The 20,863-nt window shown below is 57.9% G+C and carries 17 protein-coding genes and 1 pseudogene; 14 read left to right on the forward strand and 4 right to left on the reverse strand.

From position 1 onward, the window contains the following. Window positions 1-152: 152 nt before the first annotated feature. Both yfcF and yfcD read left to right on the forward strand, forming a co-directional pair. Window positions 153-794 carry a glutathione transferase gene (yfcF, locus tag Q9R34_RS15010; protein ID WP_434122767.1) on the forward strand — a complete coding sequence of 214 codons (642 nt, stop codon included), beginning with the start codon at window positions 153-155 and terminating at the stop codon, window positions 792-794. A gap of 113 nt (window positions 795-907) precedes the next feature. Beyond that, entirely contained in the window at window positions 908-1,426 is a 519-nt protein-coding gene (gene yfcD / locus Q9R34_RS15015) for an NUDIX hydrolase YfcD (protein WP_033750514.1), read from the forward strand. Between the two features lie 187 nt (window positions 1,427-1,613). Here yfcD and pta read toward each other — a convergent pair whose 3' ends face one another. After that, window positions 1,614-3,758: a phosphate acetyltransferase gene (pta, locus tag Q9R34_RS15020; RefSeq protein ID WP_434122768.1), complete on the reverse strand. Its 2,145-nt coding sequence runs from the start codon at window positions 3,756-3,758 to the stop codon at window positions 1,614-1,616. 67 nt (window positions 3,759-3,825) lie between these two features. Then, window positions 3,826-5,028 carry an acetate kinase gene (gene ackA / locus Q9R34_RS15025; protein ID WP_434122769.1) on the reverse strand — a complete coding sequence of 401 codons (1,203 nt, stop codon included), beginning with the start codon at window positions 5,026-5,028 and terminating at the stop codon, window positions 3,826-3,828. 337 nt (window positions 5,029-5,365) lie between these two features. On the opposite strand from ackA, the gene yfbV reads away from it, so the two are divergent. From yfbV to Q9R34_RS15040, 3 genes are all read left to right on the forward strand, one after another. Continuing rightward, on the forward strand, window positions 5,366-5,818 hold the full coding sequence (gene yfbV, locus Q9R34_RS15030) for a terminus macrodomain insulation protein YfbV (RefSeq protein ID WP_434122771.1): 453 nt from the start codon (window positions 5,366-5,368) through the stop codon (window positions 5,816-5,818). A gap of 145 nt (window positions 5,819-5,963) precedes the next feature. After that, window positions 5,964-6,458, forward strand: coding sequence for a YfbU family protein (locus tag Q9R34_RS15035; protein WP_485894725.1), 495 nt, complete (start codon window positions 5,964-5,966; stop codon window positions 6,456-6,458). Window positions 6,459-6,470: 12 nt separating this feature from the next. Further along, on the forward strand, window positions 6,471-7,130 hold the full coding sequence (locus Q9R34_RS15040) for a sugar phosphatase (protein ID WP_434122773.1): 660 nt from the start codon (window positions 6,471-6,473) through the stop codon (window positions 7,128-7,130). Between the two features lie 30 nt (window positions 7,131-7,160). Here the strand turns inward: Q9R34_RS15040 and yfbR are convergent, their stop codons facing one another. Then, the gene (gene yfbR, locus Q9R34_RS15045) at window positions 7,161-7,760 is read right to left on the reverse strand and encodes a 5'-deoxynucleotidase (protein ID WP_434122774.1); all 600 of its coding nucleotides are present in this window, start codon (window positions 7,758-7,760) and stop codon (window positions 7,161-7,163) included. Window positions 7,761-7,828: 68 nt separating this feature from the next. Further along, the gene (locus Q9R34_RS15050; RefSeq protein WP_033791642.1) at window positions 7,829-9,046 is read right to left on the reverse strand and encodes a pyridoxal phosphate-dependent aminotransferase; all 1,218 of its coding nucleotides are present in this window, start codon (window positions 9,044-9,046) and stop codon (window positions 7,829-7,831) included. Between the two features lie 960 nt (window positions 9,047-10,006). On the opposite strand from Q9R34_RS15050, the gene lrhA reads away from it, so the two are divergent. The 9 genes and pseudogenes from lrhA (at window position 10,007) to nuoI (ending at window position 20,857) form a co-directional block, all read left to right on the forward strand. Beyond that, complete coding sequence (gene lrhA / locus Q9R34_RS15055; protein ID WP_485894727.1) at window positions 10,007-10,930, forward strand: transcriptional regulator LrhA; 924 nt, start codon at window positions 10,007-10,009, stop codon at window positions 10,928-10,930. A 662-nt stretch (window positions 10,931-11,592) separates the two neighbouring features. Next, window positions 11,593-12,030: an NADH-quinone oxidoreductase subunit A gene (locus tag Q9R34_RS15060; protein WP_033750490.1), complete on the forward strand. Its 438-nt coding sequence runs from the start codon at window positions 11,593-11,595 to the stop codon at window positions 12,028-12,030. A 15-nt stretch (window positions 12,031-12,045) separates the two neighbouring features. Next, window positions 12,046-12,723 carry a NuoB/complex I 20 kDa subunit family protein gene (locus Q9R34_RS15065; protein ID WP_033750488.1) on the forward strand — a complete coding sequence of 226 codons (678 nt, stop codon included), beginning with the start codon at window positions 12,046-12,048 and terminating at the stop codon, window positions 12,721-12,723. 117 nt (window positions 12,724-12,840) lie between these two features. After that, the gene (nuoC, locus tag Q9R34_RS15070) at window positions 12,841-14,640 is read left to right on the forward strand and encodes an NADH-quinone oxidoreductase subunit C/D (protein ID WP_485894730.1); all 1,800 of its coding nucleotides are present in this window, start codon (window positions 12,841-12,843) and stop codon (window positions 14,638-14,640) included. Next, window positions 14,615-15,158, forward strand: a pseudogene (gene nuoE / locus Q9R34_RS15075) (NADH-quinone oxidoreductase subunit NuoE). Before nuoC ends, nuoE begins: the two are co-directional and overlap by 26 nt. Window positions 15,159-15,160: 2 nt before the next feature. After that, complete coding sequence (nuoF, locus tag Q9R34_RS15080) at window positions 15,161-16,501, forward strand: NADH-quinone oxidoreductase subunit NuoF (RefSeq protein WP_187143684.1); 1,341 nt, start codon at window positions 15,161-15,163, stop codon at window positions 16,499-16,501. 103 nt (window positions 16,502-16,604) lie between these two features. Beyond that, complete coding sequence (gene nuoG / locus Q9R34_RS15085; RefSeq protein ID WP_485894732.1) at window positions 16,605-19,328, forward strand: NADH-quinone oxidoreductase subunit NuoG; 2,724 nt, start codon at window positions 16,605-16,607, stop codon at window positions 19,326-19,328. Further along, the gene (gene nuoH / locus Q9R34_RS15090) at window positions 19,325-20,302 is read left to right on the forward strand and encodes an NADH-quinone oxidoreductase subunit NuoH (protein WP_434122777.1); all 978 of its coding nucleotides are present in this window, start codon (window positions 19,325-19,327) and stop codon (window positions 20,300-20,302) included. The genes nuoG and nuoH overlap by 4 nt, the downstream gene beginning before the upstream one ends. Before the next feature lie 12 nt (window positions 20,303-20,314). Then, the gene (gene nuoI / locus Q9R34_RS15095; RefSeq protein WP_033750468.1) at window positions 20,315-20,857 is read left to right on the forward strand and encodes an NADH-quinone oxidoreductase subunit NuoI; all 543 of its coding nucleotides are present in this window, start codon (window positions 20,315-20,317) and stop codon (window positions 20,855-20,857) included. Window positions 20,858-20,863 lie beyond the last annotated feature (6 nt).

The raw sequence follows: 20,863 nt of genomic DNA on the forward strand, positions 1-20,863 counted from the left end.
TTCTGATACGCACTGTTTCAGCATAGAAGAAGCGCGGCCGCGCGCTGCCGCAGTGCGTCGCGCTTTGAGAAGATCGGACCAGCCGGACATTGCTTTGCGGAAAGAAAGTCGGTAAATATCAGGCTACCCGGATAAGCCAGTTGAGGTAACAGATGAATTACCCGTCCATCACCCTGTGGTCTGATTCACTGTTTTTTAGTCCTTACGCTCTGTCGGTTTACGTCGCGCTAACGGAAAAGGGCATTCCCTTTTCGCTGAAACGCGTCGATCTTGCGCAAAGTCAGCAGTTCCATAGCGACTATCGCGCGCTGTCGCTCACCTGCCGCGTGCCGACGCTGCAGATTGCCGATTTCGTGCTGAGCGAATCCTCTGCTATCGCTGAATATCTGGAAGAGCGCTTTCCGGCGCCTGAGTTTGAGCGCCTCTATCCGCGCGATCGCGAGAAGCGCGCGCGGGCGCGCGAAGTGCAGGCGTGGCTGCGCAGCGATTTTTTGCCCCTTCGTCAGGAGCGGCCAACGGAAGTGTTATTCGCCGGCGAGCGTTTCCCGCCGTTGAGCGCGGCGGCGGCGCAGGCAGCGGAGAAACTGGTTGCGGCGAGTCTGCGCTTGCTGCCGGACAAGCAGCAGAATCTGTTCGGCGAGTGGTCCATTGCCGATACGGATTTAGCGGTGATGCTGAACCGTCTGGCGCTGCACGGCGACGCGCTGCCTGATAAGCTCAGGGAATATGCTGAATTTCAGTGGCAGCGCGCCTCGGTGCAGCTCTGGCTGGCGGAAAGCGGCAAACAACGATAGTTTGCGCCGCTTGCTCAGGCGAGCGGAAGTGATTACCTTACAGCACACTATAACAACGACGTGGCAATCAGGCGCGTGTCGCACGGCACGCCAGAACAGAAAAGGGTTACCGGATGGTGGATCAAACCGCGGGCGACGCTATCGAGTGGGTCGATATCGTTAATGAAGAGAATGAAGTGATTGCGCAGGCAACGCGTGCACAGATGCGCGCGCAGCGTATGCGCCATCGCGCCACCTATATTGTGGTGCATGACGGCGCAGGCAAGATTCTGGTGCAGCGCCGCACCGAGACCAAAGACTTCATGCCCGGCATGCTGGACGCCACCGCGGGCGGCGTGGTGCAGAGCGGCGAAGATCTGCTGGAGTCGGCGCGCCGCGAAGCCGAGGAGGAGTTGGGCATTGCCGATGTGCCTTTCGCCGAGCACGGCAAGTTCTACTTCGAAGATGAGCATGTCCGCGTCTGGGGCGGATTGTTCAGCTGCGTTTATCACGGCCCGTTCGCCATGCAGGAAGAGGAGGTGGATGAGGTGTTCTGGATGACCCCCGATGAGATTACCGCGCGCTGCGACGAGTTCACCGATGATTCGCTCAAGGCGCTGTCGCTGTGGCTGACGCGTAACGGCGACGCGTAAAAATATCTGGTTGAAAAAAACGCCCGTCCGGGCGTTTTTTTGTTTTTGCGGCCGGTGATGCTTGTGCTGTTCAGACGAGGGCAACAGCCGGGTTACGTAAAGTCGGCGCGATCGCATCCGTGTGGCCTCGGCCGCCGCTTCCCTGCGGCGGACGCTCTACTTTTCTGACCGTTACCCGCGCGCAGGCTTAGCCTTCCGCCTGCTGCGACTGGATCGCGGTCAGGGCGATGGTATAGACAATATCGTCGACCAGTGCGCCGCGCGACAGGTCGTTAACCGGCTTGCGCATACCCTGCAGCATTGGACCGATAGAGATCAGATCCGCCGAGCGCTGCACCGCTTTGTAGGTGGTGTTGCCGGTGTTGAGATCCGGGAAGATAAACACCGTGGCGCGACCGGCGACTGCCGAGTTCGGCGCTTTGGATTTGGCCACATCTTCCATAATCGCCGCGTCATACTGCAGCGGGCCGTCGATCACCAGATCCGGACGTTTCTCCTGCGCGATACGCGTCGCTTCACGCACTTTTTCCACGTCGCTGCCGGCGCCGGAGGTGCCGGTTGAGTAGGAGATCATCGCCACACGCGGTTCGATGCCGAACGCATGGGCGGAGTCGGCAGACTGAATGGCGATTTCCGCCAGCTGTTCCGCGGTCGGGTCTGGGTTGATGGCGCAGTCGCCATAGACCAGCACCTGCTCCGGCAGCAGCATAAAGAACACCGAGGAGACCAGCGAGCTGTTTGGCGCGGTTTTGATCAGCTGCAGCGGCGGACGAATGGTATTGGCGGTGGTGTGCACGGCGCCTGACACCAGACCATCCACTTCGCCGCTCTCCAGCATCATGGTGCCCAGCACCACGTTGTCTTCCAGCTGCTCCTGCGCCACCACTTCGGTCATGCCTTTGTTCTTACGCAGCTCGACCAGGCGCGGCACGTAGTTGTTGCGAACCACTTCGGGATCAACAATTTCGATGCCTTTGCCCAGTTCTACGCCCTGTGCGGCGGCGACGCGCTGGATCTCATCGGGATTGCCCAGCAGCACGCAGGTCGCGATGCCGCGCTCGGCGCAGATGGCGGCGGCTTTGACGGTGCGCGGCTCATCGCCTTCCGGCAGCACGATGCGTTTGCCCGCTTTGCGCGCCAGCTCGGTGAGCTGATAGCGGAAGGCCGGCGGTGACAGGCGACGGCTGCGTTCAGAGGTCGCGGTCAGCGATTCGATCCAGTCGGCGTTGATATAGCTGGCGACATACTCCTGCACTTTCTCTACGCGCTGGGTATCGTCGCTCGGCACTTCCAGGTTGAAGCTCTGCAGGCTGAGCGAGGTTTGCCAGGTGTTGGTTTTCACCATAAAGACCGGCAGGCCAGTCTGGAAGGCGCGCTCGCACAGCTTCGCGATGCGGCTGTCGATCTCGTAGCCGCCGGTCAGCAGGATGGCGCCAATCTCTATGCCGTTCATCGCGGCGAGGCAGGCGGCTACCAGCACGTCGGGGCGGTCTGCCGAGGTCACCAGCAGCGAGCCGGGACGGAAATGCTCCAGCATATGCGGCAGGCTGCGCGCGCAGAAGGTCACCGACTTAACGCGGCGCGTGGCAATCTCGCCTTCGTTAATCACTTCAGCATGGAGGTGACGGCACATATCGATGGCGCGCGTGGCGATCAGATCGAAGCTCCAGGGCACGCAGCCCAGTATCGGCAGCGGGCTGTCGGCGAACAGCTGTTTCGGGTCGATATTGGCGACGCTCGCCTTGGTGGAGTCGTCGAAAATTTCCGACAGATCCGGGCGCGTGCGGCCCTGCTCATCCACCGGCGCGTTCAGCTTGTTAATGATGACGCCGGTAATGTTTTTGTTCTTACTGCCGCCGAAGCTGCTTTGCGTCAGTTCGATGCGCTCTTTCAGCTGAGCGGGTGAATCGTTGCCCAGCGCCATAACAAACACGATCTCGGCGTTAAGCGTCCTGGCGATCTCATAGTTGAGCGCGTTGGCGAACTGATGCTTACGCGTCGGCACCAGGCCTTCAACCAGCACCACTTCCGCCTCTTTGGTATTTTCGTGGTAGCGCGCGATGATCTCTTCCATCAGCACGTCCTGCTGGTTAGCGCCCAGCAGCGACTCCACGCGCGACATCTTGAGCGGATCGGCGGCGGGAATCGACGAGTTCTTCCGAATGATCATCGTGGTCTGGTCCGGCTTATCGCCGCCAGCGCGCGGCTGCGCGATAGGTTTGAAGACGCTGAGACGAACGCCTTTACGCTCCATGGCACGAATAACGCCGAGGCTGACGCTGGTCAGGCCGACGCTGGTGCCGGTAGGAATAAGCATGATTGTACGCGACACGTTTGAACCTCGCTTTAGGTAGTGTCAAAAACAACGCCGTCAGCCGAAGCTGACGGTGAAGGAAACATCAGGCGGTAAGTCGCGCCGCATCCTGGGCGATTACCAGCTCTTCATTCGTGGGGATAACAATCGCCGGGCGGGTGCCCTCTTTATTAATAAAGCCGGATTTGCCGAAGCGCGCCGCCAGGTTGCGCTCATGATCGACCTCAAAGCCGAGCAGGCCCAGCTTTTTCAGCGACAGCTCGCGGACCATCGCCGCATTTTCGCCGATGCCGCCGGTAAAGATCACCGCATCCAGGCGACCTTCCATCATAGCGCTGTAGCTGCCGATGTATTTTGCCAGACGATGACAGAAAACATCCATGGCGCGCTTCGCGTCCTCTTTGGTTTCATAGTTGTCTTCGACATAGCGGCAGTCGCTGGTCACGTCAGTCAGGCCCAGCAGGCCGGACTCTTTGGTCAGCAGCTTGTTGATGGCGTCGACGCTCATGCCCAGGGTGTCGTGCAGATAGAAAATAATGGCCGGATCGATATCGCCGCTGCGGGTGCCCATCACCAGACCTTCCAGTGGGGTCAGGCCCATTGAGGTATCGACGCACTTGCCGTTACGCACCGCCGCTACAGAGGCGCCGTTGCCGAGGTGGCAGGTAATGATATTGAGTTCATCGACCGGTTTGTTCAGGATCTTTGCCGCTTCGTGCGTAACGTAGTAGTGGCTGGTGCCGTGCGCGCCGTAGCGACGAACGCCGTGCTCCTTATAGAGGCGATAGGGCAGGGCATAAAGATAGGACTCTTCCGGCATAGTCTGATGGAAAGCCGTGTCGAAAACCGCCACATTTTTGTCGGAGAGGTGCGGGAAGTTTTTCATCGCCTCTTCAATGCCGATCAGATGCGCCGGATTGTGCAGCGGCGCGAAGGAGGCGTTGTCTTTAATACCCTGGACTACTTCGTCGGTAATAAGCACCGATTCTGTCAGCTGCTCACCGCCATGCACGATGCGATGACCAATTGCAGCAATTTGTGCCGACAGCGCTGGTTTTTGTGCCAGAATAGTTTTAACGATGAAATTCAGGGCTTCGCTATGTGCGGCACCCGCGCCGAGGGGCGCTTCGTGTTTTTCGCCGTCCAGTTTCCACTTAATGCGCGCTTCCGGAAGGTGGAAGCATTCGGCCAGGCCGGAGAGGTATTCCTCTCCGCTGGCGGCATTAAGGATGGCGAACTTCAGTGAAGAGCTGCCGCAGTTCAGAACCAGTACTAACTTACTCGACATGGAAGTACCTATTTGTTAAAAGTGGCTAAAAAAAAGGCAATCAGACTATCAGCGTAGCCCATGAATGCGGGGAGCTTAATCATAACTCCGCTGCGGTAGTCAAAATGTTGCTTTCCCGCAAAAAATTTCGGTAATTTTACGCAATTTTTTGAAGTTTACTTAGCGAAAGCTGGCCGCTACGTTTGTGATTTACGTTTTTACCCGCTTCCGGTAGGTTATCAAGGCGGATCAGCATAGCGAGACTGCCCTTTAAAGACAAAAAATTTTGAAGGATGTCACGTAAAGTTGTGTAGTTATAAAATAATTTTATTTTTTGCAGTTTTAGTTGAGGTCCGCCATGGCGAATGATTCTGGCAATACTGGCTGGTTCCGTATTTTTCAAAACGGCCAGCACTATATGAAGACCTGGCCGAATGACAAACGCCTCGCGCCAATCTTTCCTGAAAATCGCGTCTCGAGCGTGACCCGTTTTGCCATCCGCTTTATGCCGCCGCTGGCGGTATTTACGCTGACCTGGCAGATCGCACTGGGCGGACAGCTGGGCCCGGCAGTCGCTACCGCGCTTTTTGCCTGTAGTCTGCCGATGCAGGGGCTGTGGTGGCTGGGCAAACGCTCCGTAACGCCGCTGCCGCCTACGCTGCTGCACTGGTTCCACGAAGTGCGCGCCCGCCTGGAAGAAGCGGGTCAGGCGATTGCGCCGGTCGAGGGCAAGCCGACCTATCAGGCGCTGGCTGACCTGTTAAAGCGAGCATTCAAGCAGCTGGATCGCACCTTCCTTGACGATCTTTGATCGACCGCCTTTTTCCCGCCGAGAGAATTTGTTGCTCAACCGGGTCTAAATCAAAGAAAAGTGATGCGGTCATACCCGCATCACCCGCCTTATGCCACTATTTTCCGTCTACTACTTGAGCGGCCTGTCGGCCCAGGAGCCTACGATGGAAATGACCCACGCGCAGCGTCTGATTCTCTCTAACCAGTACAAAATGATGGCCATGCTGGAGCCGGACAACGCCGAGCGCTATCGCCGCTATCAGACCATTATTGAGCGGGGCTACGGGCTACAGATGCGCGAGCTGGATAAAGAGTTCGGTGAACTGACGGAAGAGACCTGCCGGGCCATTATCGACATTATGGAAATGCATCATGCGCTGCACGTCTCCTGGTCGAACCTTGGCGATAAAGCCTCGCTGGACGAACGCCGCCTCGCTTTCCTTGGCTTTGATGCCGCCACTGAAGCGCGCTACCTCGGCTACGTGCGCTTTATGGTCAATACCGAAGGGCGCTATACCCACTTTGATTCCGGCACGCACGGCTTCAATGCGCAGACGCCGATGTGGGAAAAGTATCGACGTATGCTGGCGGTGTGGCACACTTGTCCGCGTCAATATCATCTGAGCGCGACAGAAATCGCGCAGATTATTAACGCCTGACGGGAGCCTCTTGTGACCTATAGCGGTTTTTTATTTGATCTGGATGGCACGCTGGTGGATTCGCTGCCAGCGGTAGAGCGTGCGTGGAGCAACTGGGGGGCGCGACACGGCATCGCGGCCGAGGAGATCCTGAGTTTTATTCACGGCAAGCAGGCGATCGCCTCGCTGCGCCATTTTATGGCGGGCCAGCCGGAAGCGGCGATTCAGGCGGAGTTTCGCGCGCTGGAGCAAAACGAAGCGCAGGATACCGACGGCGTGCGGGCGCTGCCGGGCGCGCACGCGCTGCTGACGCGCTTAAACGCGCTGCAAATCCCCTGGGCTATTGTGACCTCCGGCTCAGTGCCGGTAGCGCACGCGCGCCATCAGGCCGCCGGTCTGCCTCTGCCGTCGGTATTTATCACGGCAGAACAGGTTGAGAAGGGCAAGCCTGCGCCGGATCCCTATTTGCTTGGCGCGGAAAAATTGGGGCTGGCGGCGGAAAGGTGCGTGGTGGTCGAGGACGCGCCCGCCGGCATTCTCTCTGGGCTAGATGCTGGCTGCGCGGTGGTCGCGATTAACGCACCTGAGGATACGCCGCGTCTCGGCGAAACCCTGATGCAGCTCAATTCGCTGGCATCATTGCGGGTCACTCCGCAGGCTGAAGGGGGCTTCGCGCTGCATTTGCCTGGCTAAGCGCAACCGGCGGCGCGAGACGCCGCCGCGTTACAGTGGGGAGTCCTGCGAAATCTCATCCAGCGAGAGGCTGAAGCTGGGAATAAACACCTCGACGAAATAGTCCATTTCCGGCGTGCGGCGCTGCTGCAGCGTTTTCTCCAGACGCGCCTTGGCCAGCAGGAACTCGTTATTGCCCGCTGAGAGCTCCTCAAGGCACTTCAGGTAGGCGCAGAGCGCGTCCGCCTGCTTCACCACCGACTGCTCCTCTTCGCTATGCTGGTGCTCGTCAAGCAGCGGACGGTAAACCTCCTGCAGCTCTTCGGGCAGCATCTCGATCAGCTTCTGCTGGGCAATCTTCTCGATCTTTTTATACTCATGGGCGATTTGCGCGTTGTAATACTTCACTGGCGTCGGTAGATCGCCGGTAAGCACTTCGCTGGCGTCGTGATAAAGCGCCAGCATCGCGATGCGATCGGCGTTGAGCGCGCCGCTGAATTTTTTGTTTTTAATCACGGCGAGCGCATGCGCCACCATCGCGACTTGCAGGCTATGCTCCGACACATTTTCGGTGCGCACATTGCGCATCAGCGGCCAGCGGTTGATCAGTTTGAGGCGGGAGAGATGGGCGAAAAAGTGGCTTCGGGTCATGCGTTATCCTGTCAGCAACGGGGGAAGCGTCGCGCTTCCCCAAATGCTGTCAGTATACGCGGCGGGTTTTACTGGCGATAGCCTTGCAGGAAACGGTCAAACTTGCCGATCGCCATCTCCAGATCGTCGACGCGCGGCAGGGTAACAATACGCACATGGTCTGGCCATGGCCAGTTAAAGGCGGAGCCCTGCACCAGCAGCACCTTTTCCTGCAGCAAAAAGTCCAGCACCATCTTCTGGTCGTCGTGAATATTGAACTTCTTCGCATCAATGCGCGGGAACATATAGAGCGCGCCGTTCGGCTTCACGCAGCTGACGCCGGGAATATCGTTGATCAGCTCCCAGGCGCGCTGGCGCTGCTCGTAGAGTCGGCCGCCCGGCGCGATAAATTCGCTGATGCTTTGATAGCCGCCCAGCGCGGTCTGAATCGCATGCTGAGCCGGTACGTTAGCGCACAGGCGCATCGAGGCGAGCATTTCCAGCCCTTCGATATAGCCTTTCGCGTGTTTCTTCGGCCCGTTAAGCACCATCCAGCCCTGACGAAAACCCGCCACGCGGTAGGTTTTCGAGAGGCCGTTAAAGGTCACGGTCAGCAGATCGGGCGCCAGCGCGGCGATCGAATGGTGCTGCGACGCGTCGTAAAGGATCTTGTCGTAGATTTCGTCAGCGAAAATGATCAGGTTATGCTGACGTGCGATCTCGACGATCTCCAGCAGCAGCGCTTTGCTGTAGACCGCACCGGTGGGATTGTTCGGGTTAATAATGACGATGCCGCGGGTGCGCGGCGTAATTTTGCTGCGAATATCATCAAGATCGGGGAACCAGTCGGACGATTCGTCGCACAGATAGTGCACCGCTTTACCGCTGGAGAGCGAGACCGCCGCCGTCCAGAGTGGATAGTCGGGCGCGGGCACCAGCATCTCGTCGCCGCTGTTCAGCAGCGCCTGCATCGCCTGTACGATCAGTTCGGAAACGCCGTTGCCGATATAGATATCTTCAACCGTGACGTCGCGGATATCGCGCGCCTGGTAGTGCTGCATAATCGCTTTGCGCGCCGAGTAGAGCCCTTTTGAATCGCAGTAGCCCTGCGCGCTCGGCAGGTTGCGAATGACATCGACCAGGATTTCATCCGGCGCTTCGAAACCGAAAGGCGCGGGGTTACCGATATTGAGCTTAAGAACTTTATTGCCTTCTTCTTCGAGACGTTTAGCCTCTTTAAGTACCGGCCCGCGAATGTCGTAACAGACGTTTTCCAGCTTGCCGGATTTATCAATTTGAAAAGTCATTTTTAGTCGCCTTTATGGGCAGAATCCTTTTACTGCCGCAGAAATCAAACCAGCACAATGTACTCTCCTCAATGCGACAAAAGAAGGGCAGCGGCCGGTTTTGGCGTCTTTGCCATCTTTTTACGTCAGCCATGGGGCAAAACGTAATTTCTTTGCAATTAGCTGGTTACAAAAACTGATTTTTTATTCCTCAGCGATATTTCTCTCTGGCTTACGCGATTTTGGCTGTAAACGATGCTATCCGTCGCGCAAAGAAGCAATTGCGAAGTTTCCGACCAAATTATGAGCGGAAAGGTAAGTAGATGAACAGGGAAATAGTTAAGCTATTTTACAGGAATGCTTAAAGATTAACCCGCGCTCGCCCCAGTATAAGCCAGCCGGGAGGTGCACGCACTCGGCGGGACCCCTTGTTGTCTCTAACTAGCCAGAAAAGTTCCCTGTGCGGGAGGGCCACTCCATACCTGATAAAAGGTATTCAAGGCGTATCTTCGCCCTTTATCTCGACTTTCAGAAATCAGATGGTTAAAAATTGCACAGCGATGTGTCGGGATGGGCCTGAAATGCGATTTGGTCAAAAATTACGATGCTTTTCACAAAATCATTTCCATTTTGAAGTTAAAAATGATTAAGTATAATTTATTATTTGCCGTATTTAGCCGCTATGCAATTCATCATCCCGTAGCTGGCTTTTTCCGTCCGCTTTAGGTACGGAACCCTAGACACCAACGCAGCTTACTGCAATTGCGCTCCCGCGCTGTCAGTCCAGAAGTTGTTTCTGTCTACTCAACGCTGCTTTCCCGCTGTTTCGGGATGCGCGTTTGTCGGTATACGTCTGACACGAATTTCTTTGACGGTCTCACACAGGACCGGCAATGAGCATAATTACCGCTTATCTCTTTGATAAGTAGCGTAATAACACCAGGGTAGTAGTTTTTTAAAAATCTTATAAGTGAAGAAAACATGACTAATGCAAATCGTCCGATACTCAATCTCGACCTCGATCTGCTGAGAACGTTTGTTGCCGTTGCGGACCTGAACACGTTTGCGGCGGCCGCTGCCGCTGTGTGCCGAACCCAGTCGGCCGTCAGCCAGCAGATGCAGCGTCTGGAGCAATTGGTAGGTAAAGAGCTGTTTGCCAGACATGGACGTAATAAATTATTAACTGAGCACGGTATCCAGCTGTTAGGCTACGCCAGAAAAATCTTGCGTTTCAACGATGAGGCCTGCACATCCCTGATGTACAGCAACATCCAGGGCGTGCTGACTATCGGCGCCTCAGATGACACCTCTGACACCATCCTGCCGTTCCTGCTTAACCGCGTGACCTCGGTCTATCCAAAGCTGGCGATCGACGTCCGCGTAAAGCGCAATCCCTTTATGATGGAGATGCTGAACCAGGGCGAAGTCGATCTGGTTGTGACGACCTCAAGCCCCGGCAGCTTTACCCATCAGGTGCTGCGTACCTCGCCGACGCTGTGGTACTGCGCGGCGGATTATATCTTTCAGCGCGGCGAAGCGATTCCTCTGGTGCTGCTGGATGAACCCAGCCCGTACCGCGATATGGCGATCGATCACCTCAACGAAGCGGGCATTCCGTGGCGTATCTCCTACGTTGCCTCTACGCTGGCTGCGGTACGCGCCGCGGTGAAAGCGGGCCTGGGCGTGACGGCGCGTCCGGTGGAGATGACGAGTCCGGAACTGCGCGTCATGGGCGCGGCGGAAGGTCTGCCAGTGCTGCCGGACACGCAGTACCTGCTGTGCCGCAATCCCGACAGTGATAACGAACTGGCGCTGGCGATTTTCAACGCCATGCAGTCCACCAACGATCCCTACAACCTGAGCGCCAATCCAGATGGGACGCTGTTGCTGGATGATGAAGAGTAACCGGCAGAGACGATTGCCCGTTCCTGTTCGTTCCGCCTGCCAGTTGTTAAAACTGTAATAAAAAAGCCCTTCGTTATGCTTCTGCATCGAAGGGCTTTTTTTATCCGCCTAAAAGGCCATTGTTTCGCCATTTCCGCCCTAAAAGCGCTTTTCCTACCTTAGCAAACTAAAACGTCATTTCGATCAGTGCAAAGATGAAATTATTTGTCTAAAGATGTGAAAGCTCTGTTCCGTATTTAGGCACTATTTGCTGAAAAAAAGGACAAAAAGGCCAGTTTTGTGTGCTGGATCAAAAAAATACCCCTGGCAAGGGGAAGGAAAAAGCGCGAAAGCCTGCCAGAATACGTTGGATAAATGCACGATCCATGCATTTGAATTCACGCTACATTCTAAATGACCATACAGACTGAAGCGATTTAGCTGGCAACGCGCGCATCATATGTTAAAATTTTGATGCGCGTGTAAAATAATGTTTGGATACTTTTGTCAAAGTTGACAAAAGGTTATAGAAAGGAGTAAAAGACCCCATAAAATTGCTGCCTAATTGATAATGACAGCATAATTTATAAGGTTTTTTTCCTTCCCTTGAATCGATGTGGTGCGTTTGCTGCAAGTGACCCGCGCAGGATGCCATCGCCACTTTTGATGAGTAAGCAAAGAGTATGTCAACAGCCACCGAAGTCGTCGCTCATCACTGGGCGTTTATCATATTTGTCATTATCGCTTTCGGCCTTTGCGCCTTTATGCTTACCGGAGGATGGCTCTTAGGCGGCCGCGCCCGCGCGCGTCATAAAGAGACGCCGTTCGAATCCGGTATCGAATCTGTGGGTGACACCCATATCCGCCTCTCGGCGAAGTTCTACCTCGTCGCCATGTTCTTCGTCATCTTTGACGTGGAGGCACTCTTTTTATACGCATGGGCGACCTCAATCCGCGAAAGCGGCTGGGTCGGCTTTGTCGAAGCCGCAATTTTCATTTTGGTGCTCCTGGCGGGGCTGGTCTATCTGGTGCGTATCGGCGCGCTGGACTGGGCGCCTGCACGTCGTCGCGTGGTGGTCAAATCCAGCCCGATCGGTCACACCAACCCTCATAAGCAGTAAAAGCGAGGCAATCTGATGGACTATACGCTCACCCGCATAGACCCCAACGGTGGTGAGAACGACCGTTATCCTCTGCAAAAACAGGAGATCGTTGCCGATCCCCTTGAGCAGCACGTTCATCGCAGCGTCTACATGGGCAAGCTCGAGCATGCCCTGCATGACATGGTGAACTGGGGCCGTAAGAACTCTCTGTGGCCCTATAACTTTGGTTTGTCCTGCTGCTATGTAGAGATGACCACCTCCTTCACCGCCGTGCACGACGTCGCGCGCTTCGGCGCGGAAGTGATGCGCGCCTCGCCGCGCCAGGCGGACTTTATGGTGATCGCCGGTACGCCCTTCACCAAAATGGCGCCGGTGATTCAGCGTCTCTATGACCAGATGCTGGAGCCGAAATGGGTGATCTCAATGGGCGCCTGCGCTAACTCCGGCGGCATGTACGATATCTACTCTGTGGTGCAGGGCGTCGATAAGTTTCTGCCAGTTGACGTCTATATTCCCGGCTGCCCGCCGCGCCCGGAAGCCTATATGCAGGCGCTGCTGCTGCTGCGCGAGTCGATCGGCAAAGAGCGCCGTCCGCTGTCGTGGGTCGTCGGCGATCAGGGCGTTTATCGCGCCAATATGCAGTCAGAACGTGAGAGAAAACGCGGCGAGCGCATCGCCGTCACCAATCTTCGCACGCCTGACGAAGTGTAAGAACACCGTACATGGATGGATTCCACGCCCGCAGCAAAACATCACAATTTAATGCGCGGCCCCATCCTGACGCCTTCTTTTGAGTGCCTGGCGACAGGCCGGAATGGTGAGTAACGTATGACAGATTTAACCACGCACGATCTCGCTCAGCCTGCATGGCAAACCCGGGATCACCTGGATGACCCGGTGATCGGCGAGCTGCGTAACCGTTTTGGGCCGGATGCCTTTACCGTTCAGCCAACCCGCACGGGCATTCCCGTGGTCTGGGTCAAGCGCGAGCAGCTGCTGGAGATCGTGACCTTCCTGCGCAAGCTGCCTAAGCCGTACATCATGCTCTATGACCTGCATGGCATGGATGAGCGTTTGCGTACCCACCGCGCCGGTCTGCCCGCCGCGGATTTTTCCGTTTTCTATCATTTTCTGTCGATCGAGCGTAACCGCGACATCATGCTTAAGGTGGCGCTGCCAGAGAACGATCTGCACCTGCCGACGCTGACGAAAATCTTCCCGAACGCCAACTGGTACGAGCGTGAAACCTGGGAGATGTTCGGTGTGACCTTCGACGGCCACCCGCACCTGACGCGCATCATGATGCCGCAGACCTGGGAAGGCCACCCGCTGCGTAAAGATTATCCGGCGCGCGCGACAGAGTTCGACCCCTTTACGCTGACAAAACAGAAAGAGGATCTGGAGATGGAGGCGCTGACCTTCAAGCCCGAAGAGTGGGGCATGAAGCGCAGCACTACCAGCGAGGACTTTATGTTCCTCAACCTGGGGCCAAATCACCCGTCAGCGCACGGTGCTTTCCGTATAATCTTGCAGCTCGACGGCGAAGAGATTGTCGACTGCGTGCCCGATATCGGCTACCACCATCGCGGCGCGGAGAAGATGGGTGAGCGCCAGTCGTGGCACAGCTATATTCCTTATACCGATCGCATTGAGTATCTCGGTGGCTGCGTCAACGAAATGCCTTACGTGCTGGCAGTAGAAAAGCTGGCCGGCATTGTGGTGCCAGATCGCGTTAACGTCATCCGCGTGATGCTCTCTGAGCTCTTCCGCATCAACAGCCATCTGCTCTATATCTCGACCTTTATTCAGGACGTCGGCGCCATGACGCCGGTGTTCTTTGCCTTTACCGATCGCCAGAAAATTTATGACGTGGTCGAAGCCATTACCGGCTTCCGTATGCACCCGGCCTGGTTCCGTATCGGCGGCGTAGCGCATGACCTGCCGAAAGGCTGGGAGCGCCTGCTGCGCGACTTCCTTGACTGGATGCCGAAACGCCTGAAGGAGTATGACAAGGCGGCGCTGCGCAACAGCGTGCTGGTGGGCCGTTCCAAAGGCGTTGCCGCCTACAATATGGACGAGGCGCTGGCCTGGGGCACCACCGGCGCCGCGCTGCGCGCCACCGGCCTGGATTTCGACGTGCGTAAGTGGCGTCCCTATTCAGGTTATGAAAACTTTGACTTCGAGATCCCGGTCGGTGCGGGCATCAGCGACGCCTACACGCGCGTACAGCTGAAGATGGAAGAGATGTGGCAGTCGCTGCGCATCCTTGAGCAGTGCCTGAACAATATGCCGGAAGGGCCGTTTAAGGCGGATCACCCGCTGACCACGCCGCCGCCGAAGGAGCGTACGCTGCAGCATATTGAAACGCTGATCACGCACTTCCTGCAGGTTTCATGGGGCCCGGTAATGCCGGCCAACGAATCCTTCCAGATGATCGAGGCGACCAAAGGAATCAATAGCTACTACCTGACCAGCGACGGCAGCACCATGAGCTACCGCACCCGCGTGCGCACGCCGAGCTTCCCGCATCTGCAGCAGATCCCGTCGGTGATCCGCGGCAGCCTGGTATCCGACCTGATCGTTTACCTCGGTAGTATCGATTTTGTTATGTCAGACGTGGACCGCTAATTATGCACGATCAAAAAATTGCCATTCAAACGATCGACCCCAATGAGGTCTTCGTGCTGAGCGCGGAAGAGCATCACGCCATCGAGCACGAGAAACACCACTATGAAGATGCGCGCGCGGCGTCGATTGAGGCGCTGAAGATCGTGCAGAAGCAGCGCGGCTGGGTGCCAGATGGCGCCATCAACGCTATCGCCGAGGTGCTGGGCATTCCGGCCAGCGACGTTGAAGGTGTTGCCACGTTCTACAGCCAGATTTTCCGCCAGCCGGTCGGCCGTCACGTTATCCGCTATTGCGACAGCGTAGTGTGTCACATCACTGGCTATCAGGGCATTCAGGCGGCGCTGGAGCAGAATCTGAACATCAAGCCCGGTCAGACGACGGCGGATGGCCGCTTTACGCTGCTGCCCACCTGCTGCCTGGGCAACTGCGACAAAGGCCCGACCATGATGGTGGATGAAGATACCCACGTTCATCTGACGCCGGAAGGCATCGCCTCGCTACTGGAGCAGTATCAATGACCATCAAACAGATCATTCGTACTGCGGAAACGCACCCGCTGACCTGGCGCATGCGCGATGACAAGCAGCCGGTCTGGTTCGAAGAATACCGCAGCAAAAACGGCTATGCCGGCGCGGAAAAAGCGCTGAACGGCATGGCGCCGGACGAGATTGTCGCGGCGGTGAAAGATTCTGGCCTGAAAGGGCGCGGCGGCGCAGGCTTCTCCACCGGTCTGAAGTGGAGCCTGATGCCGAAAGATGAATCCATGAACATCCGCTACCTGCTGTGCAACGCCGATGAGATGGAGCCGGGCACCTATAAGGACCGCCTGCTGATGGAGCAGATGCCGCACCAGCTGGTGGAAGGTATGCTGATCAGCGCCTTCGCCCTGAAAGCCTATCGCGGCTATATCTTCCTGCGCGGCGAATATATCGAGGCGGCGGTAAACCTGCGTCGCGCCATCGCGGAAGCGACCGAAGCGGGCTTTCTTGGCAAGAACATTCTCGGTACCGGTTTCGACTTCGAGCTGATCGTGCACACCGGCGCGGGCCGCTATATTTGCGGCGAAGAGACGGCGCTGATCAACTCACTGGAAGGGCGTCGCGCTAACCCGCGTTCCAAGCCGCCATTCCCGGCGAGCGCGGGCGCATGGGGCAAGCCGACCTGCGTCAACAACGTGGAAACCCTCTCTAACGTGCCGGCGATCCTTGCCAACGGCGTTGAGTGGTACAAAGGCCTCTCAAAAAGCGAAGATGCCGGCACCAAGATGATGGGCTTCTCCGGTCGGGTAAAAAACCCGGGCGTGTGGGAACTCCCGTTCGGCATTACCGCGCGTGAAATTCTGGAAGATTACGCCGGCGGCATGCGCGACGGCCTGCGCTTCAAAGCGTGGCAGCCAGGCGGCGCGGGCACCGACTTCCTCACTGAGCAGCACCTCGATCTCCCGATGGAGTTCGCCAGCATTGGTAAAGCGGGCAGCCGCCTTGGTACGGCGCTGGCGATGGCGGTCGACCACGAGATTAATATGGTGTCGCTGGTGCGCAACCTGGAAGAGTTTTTCGCGCGTGAATCCTGCGGCTGGTGTACGCCGTGCCGCGACGGCCTGCCGTGGAGCGTGAAGATCCTGCGCGCGCTGGAGCAGGGCAAAGGTCAGCCGGGCGATATCGAAACCCTGCTGCAGCTTTGTCGCCAGCTCGGCCCAGGTAAAACCTTTTGCGCCCACGCGCCTGGCGCGGTGGAGCCGCTACAGAGCGCGATTAAATATTTCCGTGAAGAGTTTGAAGCTGGCATGGCGCCACAGGTCTTCGGCAATACGCGCGCGATTGGCGGTATTCAGCCTAACCTGCTGAAAGCACGCTGGTAATTCACCGCAGCACACGGAACCGGCTCTGCGCCGCAGCCCCATAACCGGGGCGAGAATATGATTAACGCTCGTCTCTGACGAGCCTTACGGAAGCATGTTCACTATGGCTACAATTCATGTAGACGGTAAAGAATATGATGTGAACGGGGCGGACAACCTGCTGCAGGCGTGTCTCTCTCTGGGCCTTGATATTCCTTATTTTTGCTGGCATCCGGCGCTGGGAAGCGTTGGGGCTTGCCGCCAGTGCGCGGTGAAGCAATTCCAGAACGCCGAGGATACCCGCGGCCGTCTCGTCATGTCCTGCATGACGCCGGCCTCCGACGGCACCTTTATCTCCATTGACGACGGCGAAGCGAAAGAGTTTCGCGAAAGCGTGGTGGAGTGGCTGATGACCAACCACCCGCACGACTGTCCGGTGTGCGAAGAGGGCGGCAACTGTCACCTGCAGGATATGACGGTGATGACCGGCCATAGCTTCCGCCGCTACCGCTTTACGAAACGCACCCACCAGAATCAGGATCTCGGCCCGTTCATTTCCCATGAGATGAACCGCTGTATCGCCTGCTACCGCTGCGTGCGCTACTACAAAGATTACGCCGACGGCAAAGATCTGGGCGTCTACGGCGCGCATGACAACGTCTACTTCGGCCGTCCGGAAGAGGGCACGCTGGAGAGCGAATTCTCCGGCAACCTGGTGGAGATCTGCCCGACCGGCGTCTTCACCGACAAAACCCATTCCGAACGCTATAACCGTAAATGGGATATGCAGTTCGCGCCGAGCATCTGCCAGCAGTGCAGCGTCGGCTGTAACACCAGCCCGGGCGAGCGCTACGGCGAGCTGCGCCGCATCGAAAACCGCTACAACGGCACGGTTAACCACTACTTCCTTTGCGACCGCGGCCGTTTCGGCTATGGCTACGTCAACCGCGCGGATCGTCCGCGTCACCCCGCGCTGCTGCGCGGCAACGACTGGGTCCAGCTGAATGCGGAACAGGCGGTCAACGCGGCGGCTGACGTCTTGCGTCAGGCGAAACGCGCGATCGGTATCGGCTCTCCGCGCGCCAGCGTTGAGAGCAACTTCGCGCTGCGCGAGCTGGTAGGTGCAGAAAACTTCTCGACCGGCATGCCAGCGGGCGAACAGGCGCGCCTGGAGCTGATGCTGAAAGTGCTGCGCGAAAGCGGCATCTATACGCCGTCGCTGCGCGAAATGGAAAGCTACGACGCGGTGCTGGTGTTGGGCGAAGATCTCACCCAGGTCGGCGCGCGCGTGGCGCTCTCGGTACGTCAGGCGGTGAAAGGCAAAGCGCGCGACATGGCCGCGGCGCAGAAAGTCGCCGACTGGCAGATCGCCGCGATTATGAATATCGGTCAGCACGCGAAACATCCGCTGTTTGTTACCCACGTCGACGAAACCCGCCTCGACGATATCGCCGCGTGGAGCTATCGCGCGCCGGTAGAAGATCAGGCGCGTCTCGGCTTCGCCATCGCCAGCGCGCTGGATGAGAGCGCGCCTGCGGTAAGCGACTTCGACAGCAGCCTGAACGGCAAACTGGACGTTGTGGTGCAGGCGCTGGCCAGCGCGAGAAAACCGCTGATTATTTCCGGCACCCATTCGGGCAGCACGGCGATGATCGAAGCGGCGGCGAACGTCGCCAAAGCGCTGAAGGCGCGCGGCGCGGAGGTCGGTATTACGCTGCTGGCTGGCGCAGCGAACAGCATGGGTCTCGGCCTGATGGGCGGCAACACGCTCGACAGCGCGCTGGAGCAGCTGCGCAGCGGCGAAGCGGATACGGTGGTGGTGCTGGAGAACGATCTCTACCGTCACGCGCCGAAGGCGCAGGTGGATGCCGCGCTGGCTAACGCTACCAACGTCATTGTGGTTGACCATCAGCGCACCGCGACGCTGGAGAAAGCGGGCCTGGTGCTCTCTACCGCCAGCTTCGCCGAAAGCGATGGCACCTCGATCAACCATGAAGGCCGCGCGCAGCGCTTCTTCCAGGTTTACGATCCCGCCTACTACGACCACAGCATCGTGATGCTGGAGAGCTGGCGCTGGCTGCACTCGCTGCACACCACGCTGGAAAGCCGTCATATCGACTGGACGCAGCTCGATCACGTTATCGACGCTGTCGTGGCGAAGCTGCCGCAGCTGAAGGGCATTAAAGAGGCCGCGCCAGACGCCAGCTTCCGCATTCGCGGACAGAAACTGGCTCGCTCGCCGATTCGCTCCAGCGGACGTACCGCCGCGCGCGCCAATATCAGCGTGCACGAGCCGCGTCAGCCGCAGGATCGGGACACCATGTTCGCCTTCTCGATGGAAGGTAACAACCAGCCGAGTGCGCCGCGTTCGCAAATTCCGTTTGCCTGGGCACCAGGCTGGAACTCCCCGCAGGCGTGGAACAAATTCCAGGCCGAAGTGGGCGGCAAGCTGCGCAACGGCGATCCCGGCGTGCGTCTGTTTGAGGCGGGCGACGCGTCGCTGCCGTGGTTCACTGAGGTGCCGAATGCCTTCGTTGGCGGCGAACAGTGGCGCGTGGCGCCTTGCTACCAGCTGTTCGGCAGCGAAGAGATGTCTCAGCGTTCGCCGGTCTTCCAGAAACGGATGCTGCAGCCGATGCTGGTGATCAACCCGCAGGACGCGGCGAAGCTGGGCGTGAACGCAGGCGCAGCCGTGGAGTTCACCTGTTCCGGCGAGACCCTGCGTCTGCCGGTGCGCCTCTCCAGCGCGCTGCAGCCAGGGCAGATTGGCCTGCCGCTGGGTATGCCGGGCGTGCCGCCGTTCCTGGTGGGCGCGCACATTGACAAACTGCAGGAGGCGGCGCAATGAGCTGGTTAACACCGGACGTTATCGACATCATTCTGACCGTGGTCAAAGCGATCGTCATTCTGCTGGTCGTGGTGGCGTGCGGCGCCTTTATGAGCTTCGCCGAACGTCGCCTGCTCGGTCTGTGGCAGAACCGCTACGGGCCGAACCGCGTGGGCTGGGGCGGTTCGCTGCAGCTCGCCGCAGATATGATCAAAATGTTCTTTAAAGAGGACTGGGTTCCGCCCTTTACCGACCGCTTTATCTTTACCCTGGCGCCGGTAATCGCGTTTGTTTCCCTGTTGCTTGCGTTCGCCATCGTGCCGGTATCGCCGAGCTGGATGGTGACCGACCTCAACATCGGGCTGCTCTTCTTCCTGATGATGGCGGGGCTCGCGGTGTACGCGGTGCTGTTCGCCGGCTGGTCGAGCAACAACAAATACTCGCTGCTGGGTGCAATGCGCGCTTCTGCGCAGACGCTGAGCTACGAAGTGTTTCTCGGCCTCTCGCTGATGGGCGTGGTGGCGCAGGCGGGCTCATTCAATATGACCGCTATCGTCGAGAGCCAGGCGCATCTGTGGAACATCATCCCGCAGTTCTTCGGTTTCCTGACCTTCTGTATCGCGGGCGTGGCGGTGTGTCACCGTCATCCGTTCGATCAGCCGGAAGCGGAGCAGGAGCTGGCGGACGGCTATCACATCGAATATGCCGGTATGAAGTTCGGCCTGTTCTTCGTCGGCGAGTATGTGGCTATCACCACCGTCTCGGCGCTGATTGTGACGCTGTTCTTCGGCGGCTGGTACGGCCCGTTCCTGCCGCCGTTCATCTGGTTCGCCCTGAAAACGGCGTTCTTTATGGTGATGTTTATCCTGATTCGTGCTGCGCTTCCGCGTCCACGCTATGACCAGGTGCTGTCGTTCGGCTGGAAAGTCTGTCTGCCGTTGACGCTGTTGAACCTGCTGGCGACCGCCGCAGTGATTCTGTACAACGCGCAGTAAGGGGTTTTTGAGATGACTTTAAAAGATATTGTCGTTGGCTTCGGCACGACAGTGCGCAGTATCTGGATGATAGGCATGCATGCCTTCGCCAAACGCGAAACGCAGATGTATCCCGAGGAGCCGGTTTATCTGCCGCCGCGCTACCGCGGCCGTATCGTGCTGACGCGCGATCCCGACGGCGAAGAGCGCTGCGTTGCCTGCAACCTCTGCGCGGTGGCCTGTCCGGTCAGCTGCATTTCGCTGCAGAAAGCAGAGACCAAAGATGGCCGCTGGTACCCGGAATTCTTCCGCATCAACTTCTCGCGCTGCATTTTTTGCGGGATGTGCGAAGAGGCGTGCCCGACCACCGCGATTCAGCTGACGCCCGATTTCGAGCTGGGCGAATTCAAACGCCAGGATCTGGTGTATGAAAAAGAGGATCTGCTGATCTCCGGTCCGGGCAAATATCCCGAGTACAACTTCTACCGCATGGCAGGTATGGCGATCGAAGGGAAAGAGAAGGGCGACGCCGAAAACGAAGCCAAACCCATTGACGTCAAAGGCTTGTTACCTTAAGGAGCC

This window comes from Enterobacter sp. BRE11 (assembly GCF_031844285.1).
Classification (GTDB): Bacteria; Pseudomonadota; Gammaproteobacteria; order Enterobacterales; family Enterobacteriaceae; genus Pantoea.

What these genes read in the sequence shown, in the direction of transcription:
- Q9R34_RS15060 (WP_033750490.1), top strand. Translation starts at nt 11,593, where the DNA reads ATGTCAACAGCCACCGAAGTCGTCGCTCATCACTGGGCGTTTATCATA.
- yfbR (WP_434122774.1), bottom strand. Translation starts at nt 7,760, where the DNA reads ATGACCCGAAGCCACTTTTTCGCCCATCTCTCCCGCCTCAAACTGATC.
- nuoG (WP_485894732.1), top strand. Translation starts at nt 16,605, where the DNA reads ATGGCTACAATTCATGTAGACGGTAAAGAATATGATGTGAACGGGGCG.
- yfcD (WP_033750514.1), top strand. Translation starts at nt 908, where the DNA reads ATGGTGGATCAAACCGCGGGCGACGCTATCGAGTGGGTCGATATCGTT.
- Q9R34_RS15035 (WP_485894725.1), top strand. Translation starts at nt 5,964, where the DNA reads ATGGAAATGACCCACGCGCAGCGTCTGATTCTCTCTAACCAGTACAAA.
- ackA (WP_434122769.1), bottom strand. Translation starts at nt 5,028, where the DNA reads ATGTCGAGTAAGTTAGTACTGGTTCTGAACTGCGGCAGCTCTTCACTG.
- nuoH (WP_434122777.1), top strand. Translation starts at nt 19,325, where the DNA reads ATGAGCTGGTTAACACCGGACGTTATCGACATCATTCTGACCGTGGTC.
- nuoC (WP_485894730.1), top strand. Translation starts at nt 12,841, where the DNA reads ATGACAGATTTAACCACGCACGATCTCGCTCAGCCTGCATGGCAAACC.
- yfbV (WP_434122771.1), top strand. Translation starts at nt 5,366, where the DNA reads ATGGCGAATGATTCTGGCAATACTGGCTGGTTCCGTATTTTTCAAAAC.
- Q9R34_RS15050 (WP_033791642.1), bottom strand. Translation starts at nt 9,046, where the DNA reads ATGACTTTTCAAATTGATAAATCCGGCAAGCTGGAAAACGTCTGTTAC.
- nuoI (WP_033750468.1), top strand. Translation starts at nt 20,315, where the DNA reads ATGACTTTAAAAGATATTGTCGTTGGCTTCGGCACGACAGTGCGCAGT.
- lrhA (WP_485894727.1), top strand. Translation starts at nt 10,007, where the DNA reads ATGACTAATGCAAATCGTCCGATACTCAATCTCGACCTCGATCTGCTG.
- Q9R34_RS15065 (WP_033750488.1), top strand. Translation starts at nt 12,046, where the DNA reads ATGGACTATACGCTCACCCGCATAGACCCCAACGGTGGTGAGAACGAC.
- yfcF (WP_434122767.1), top strand. Translation starts at nt 153, where the DNA reads ATGAATTACCCGTCCATCACCCTGTGGTCTGATTCACTGTTTTTTAGT.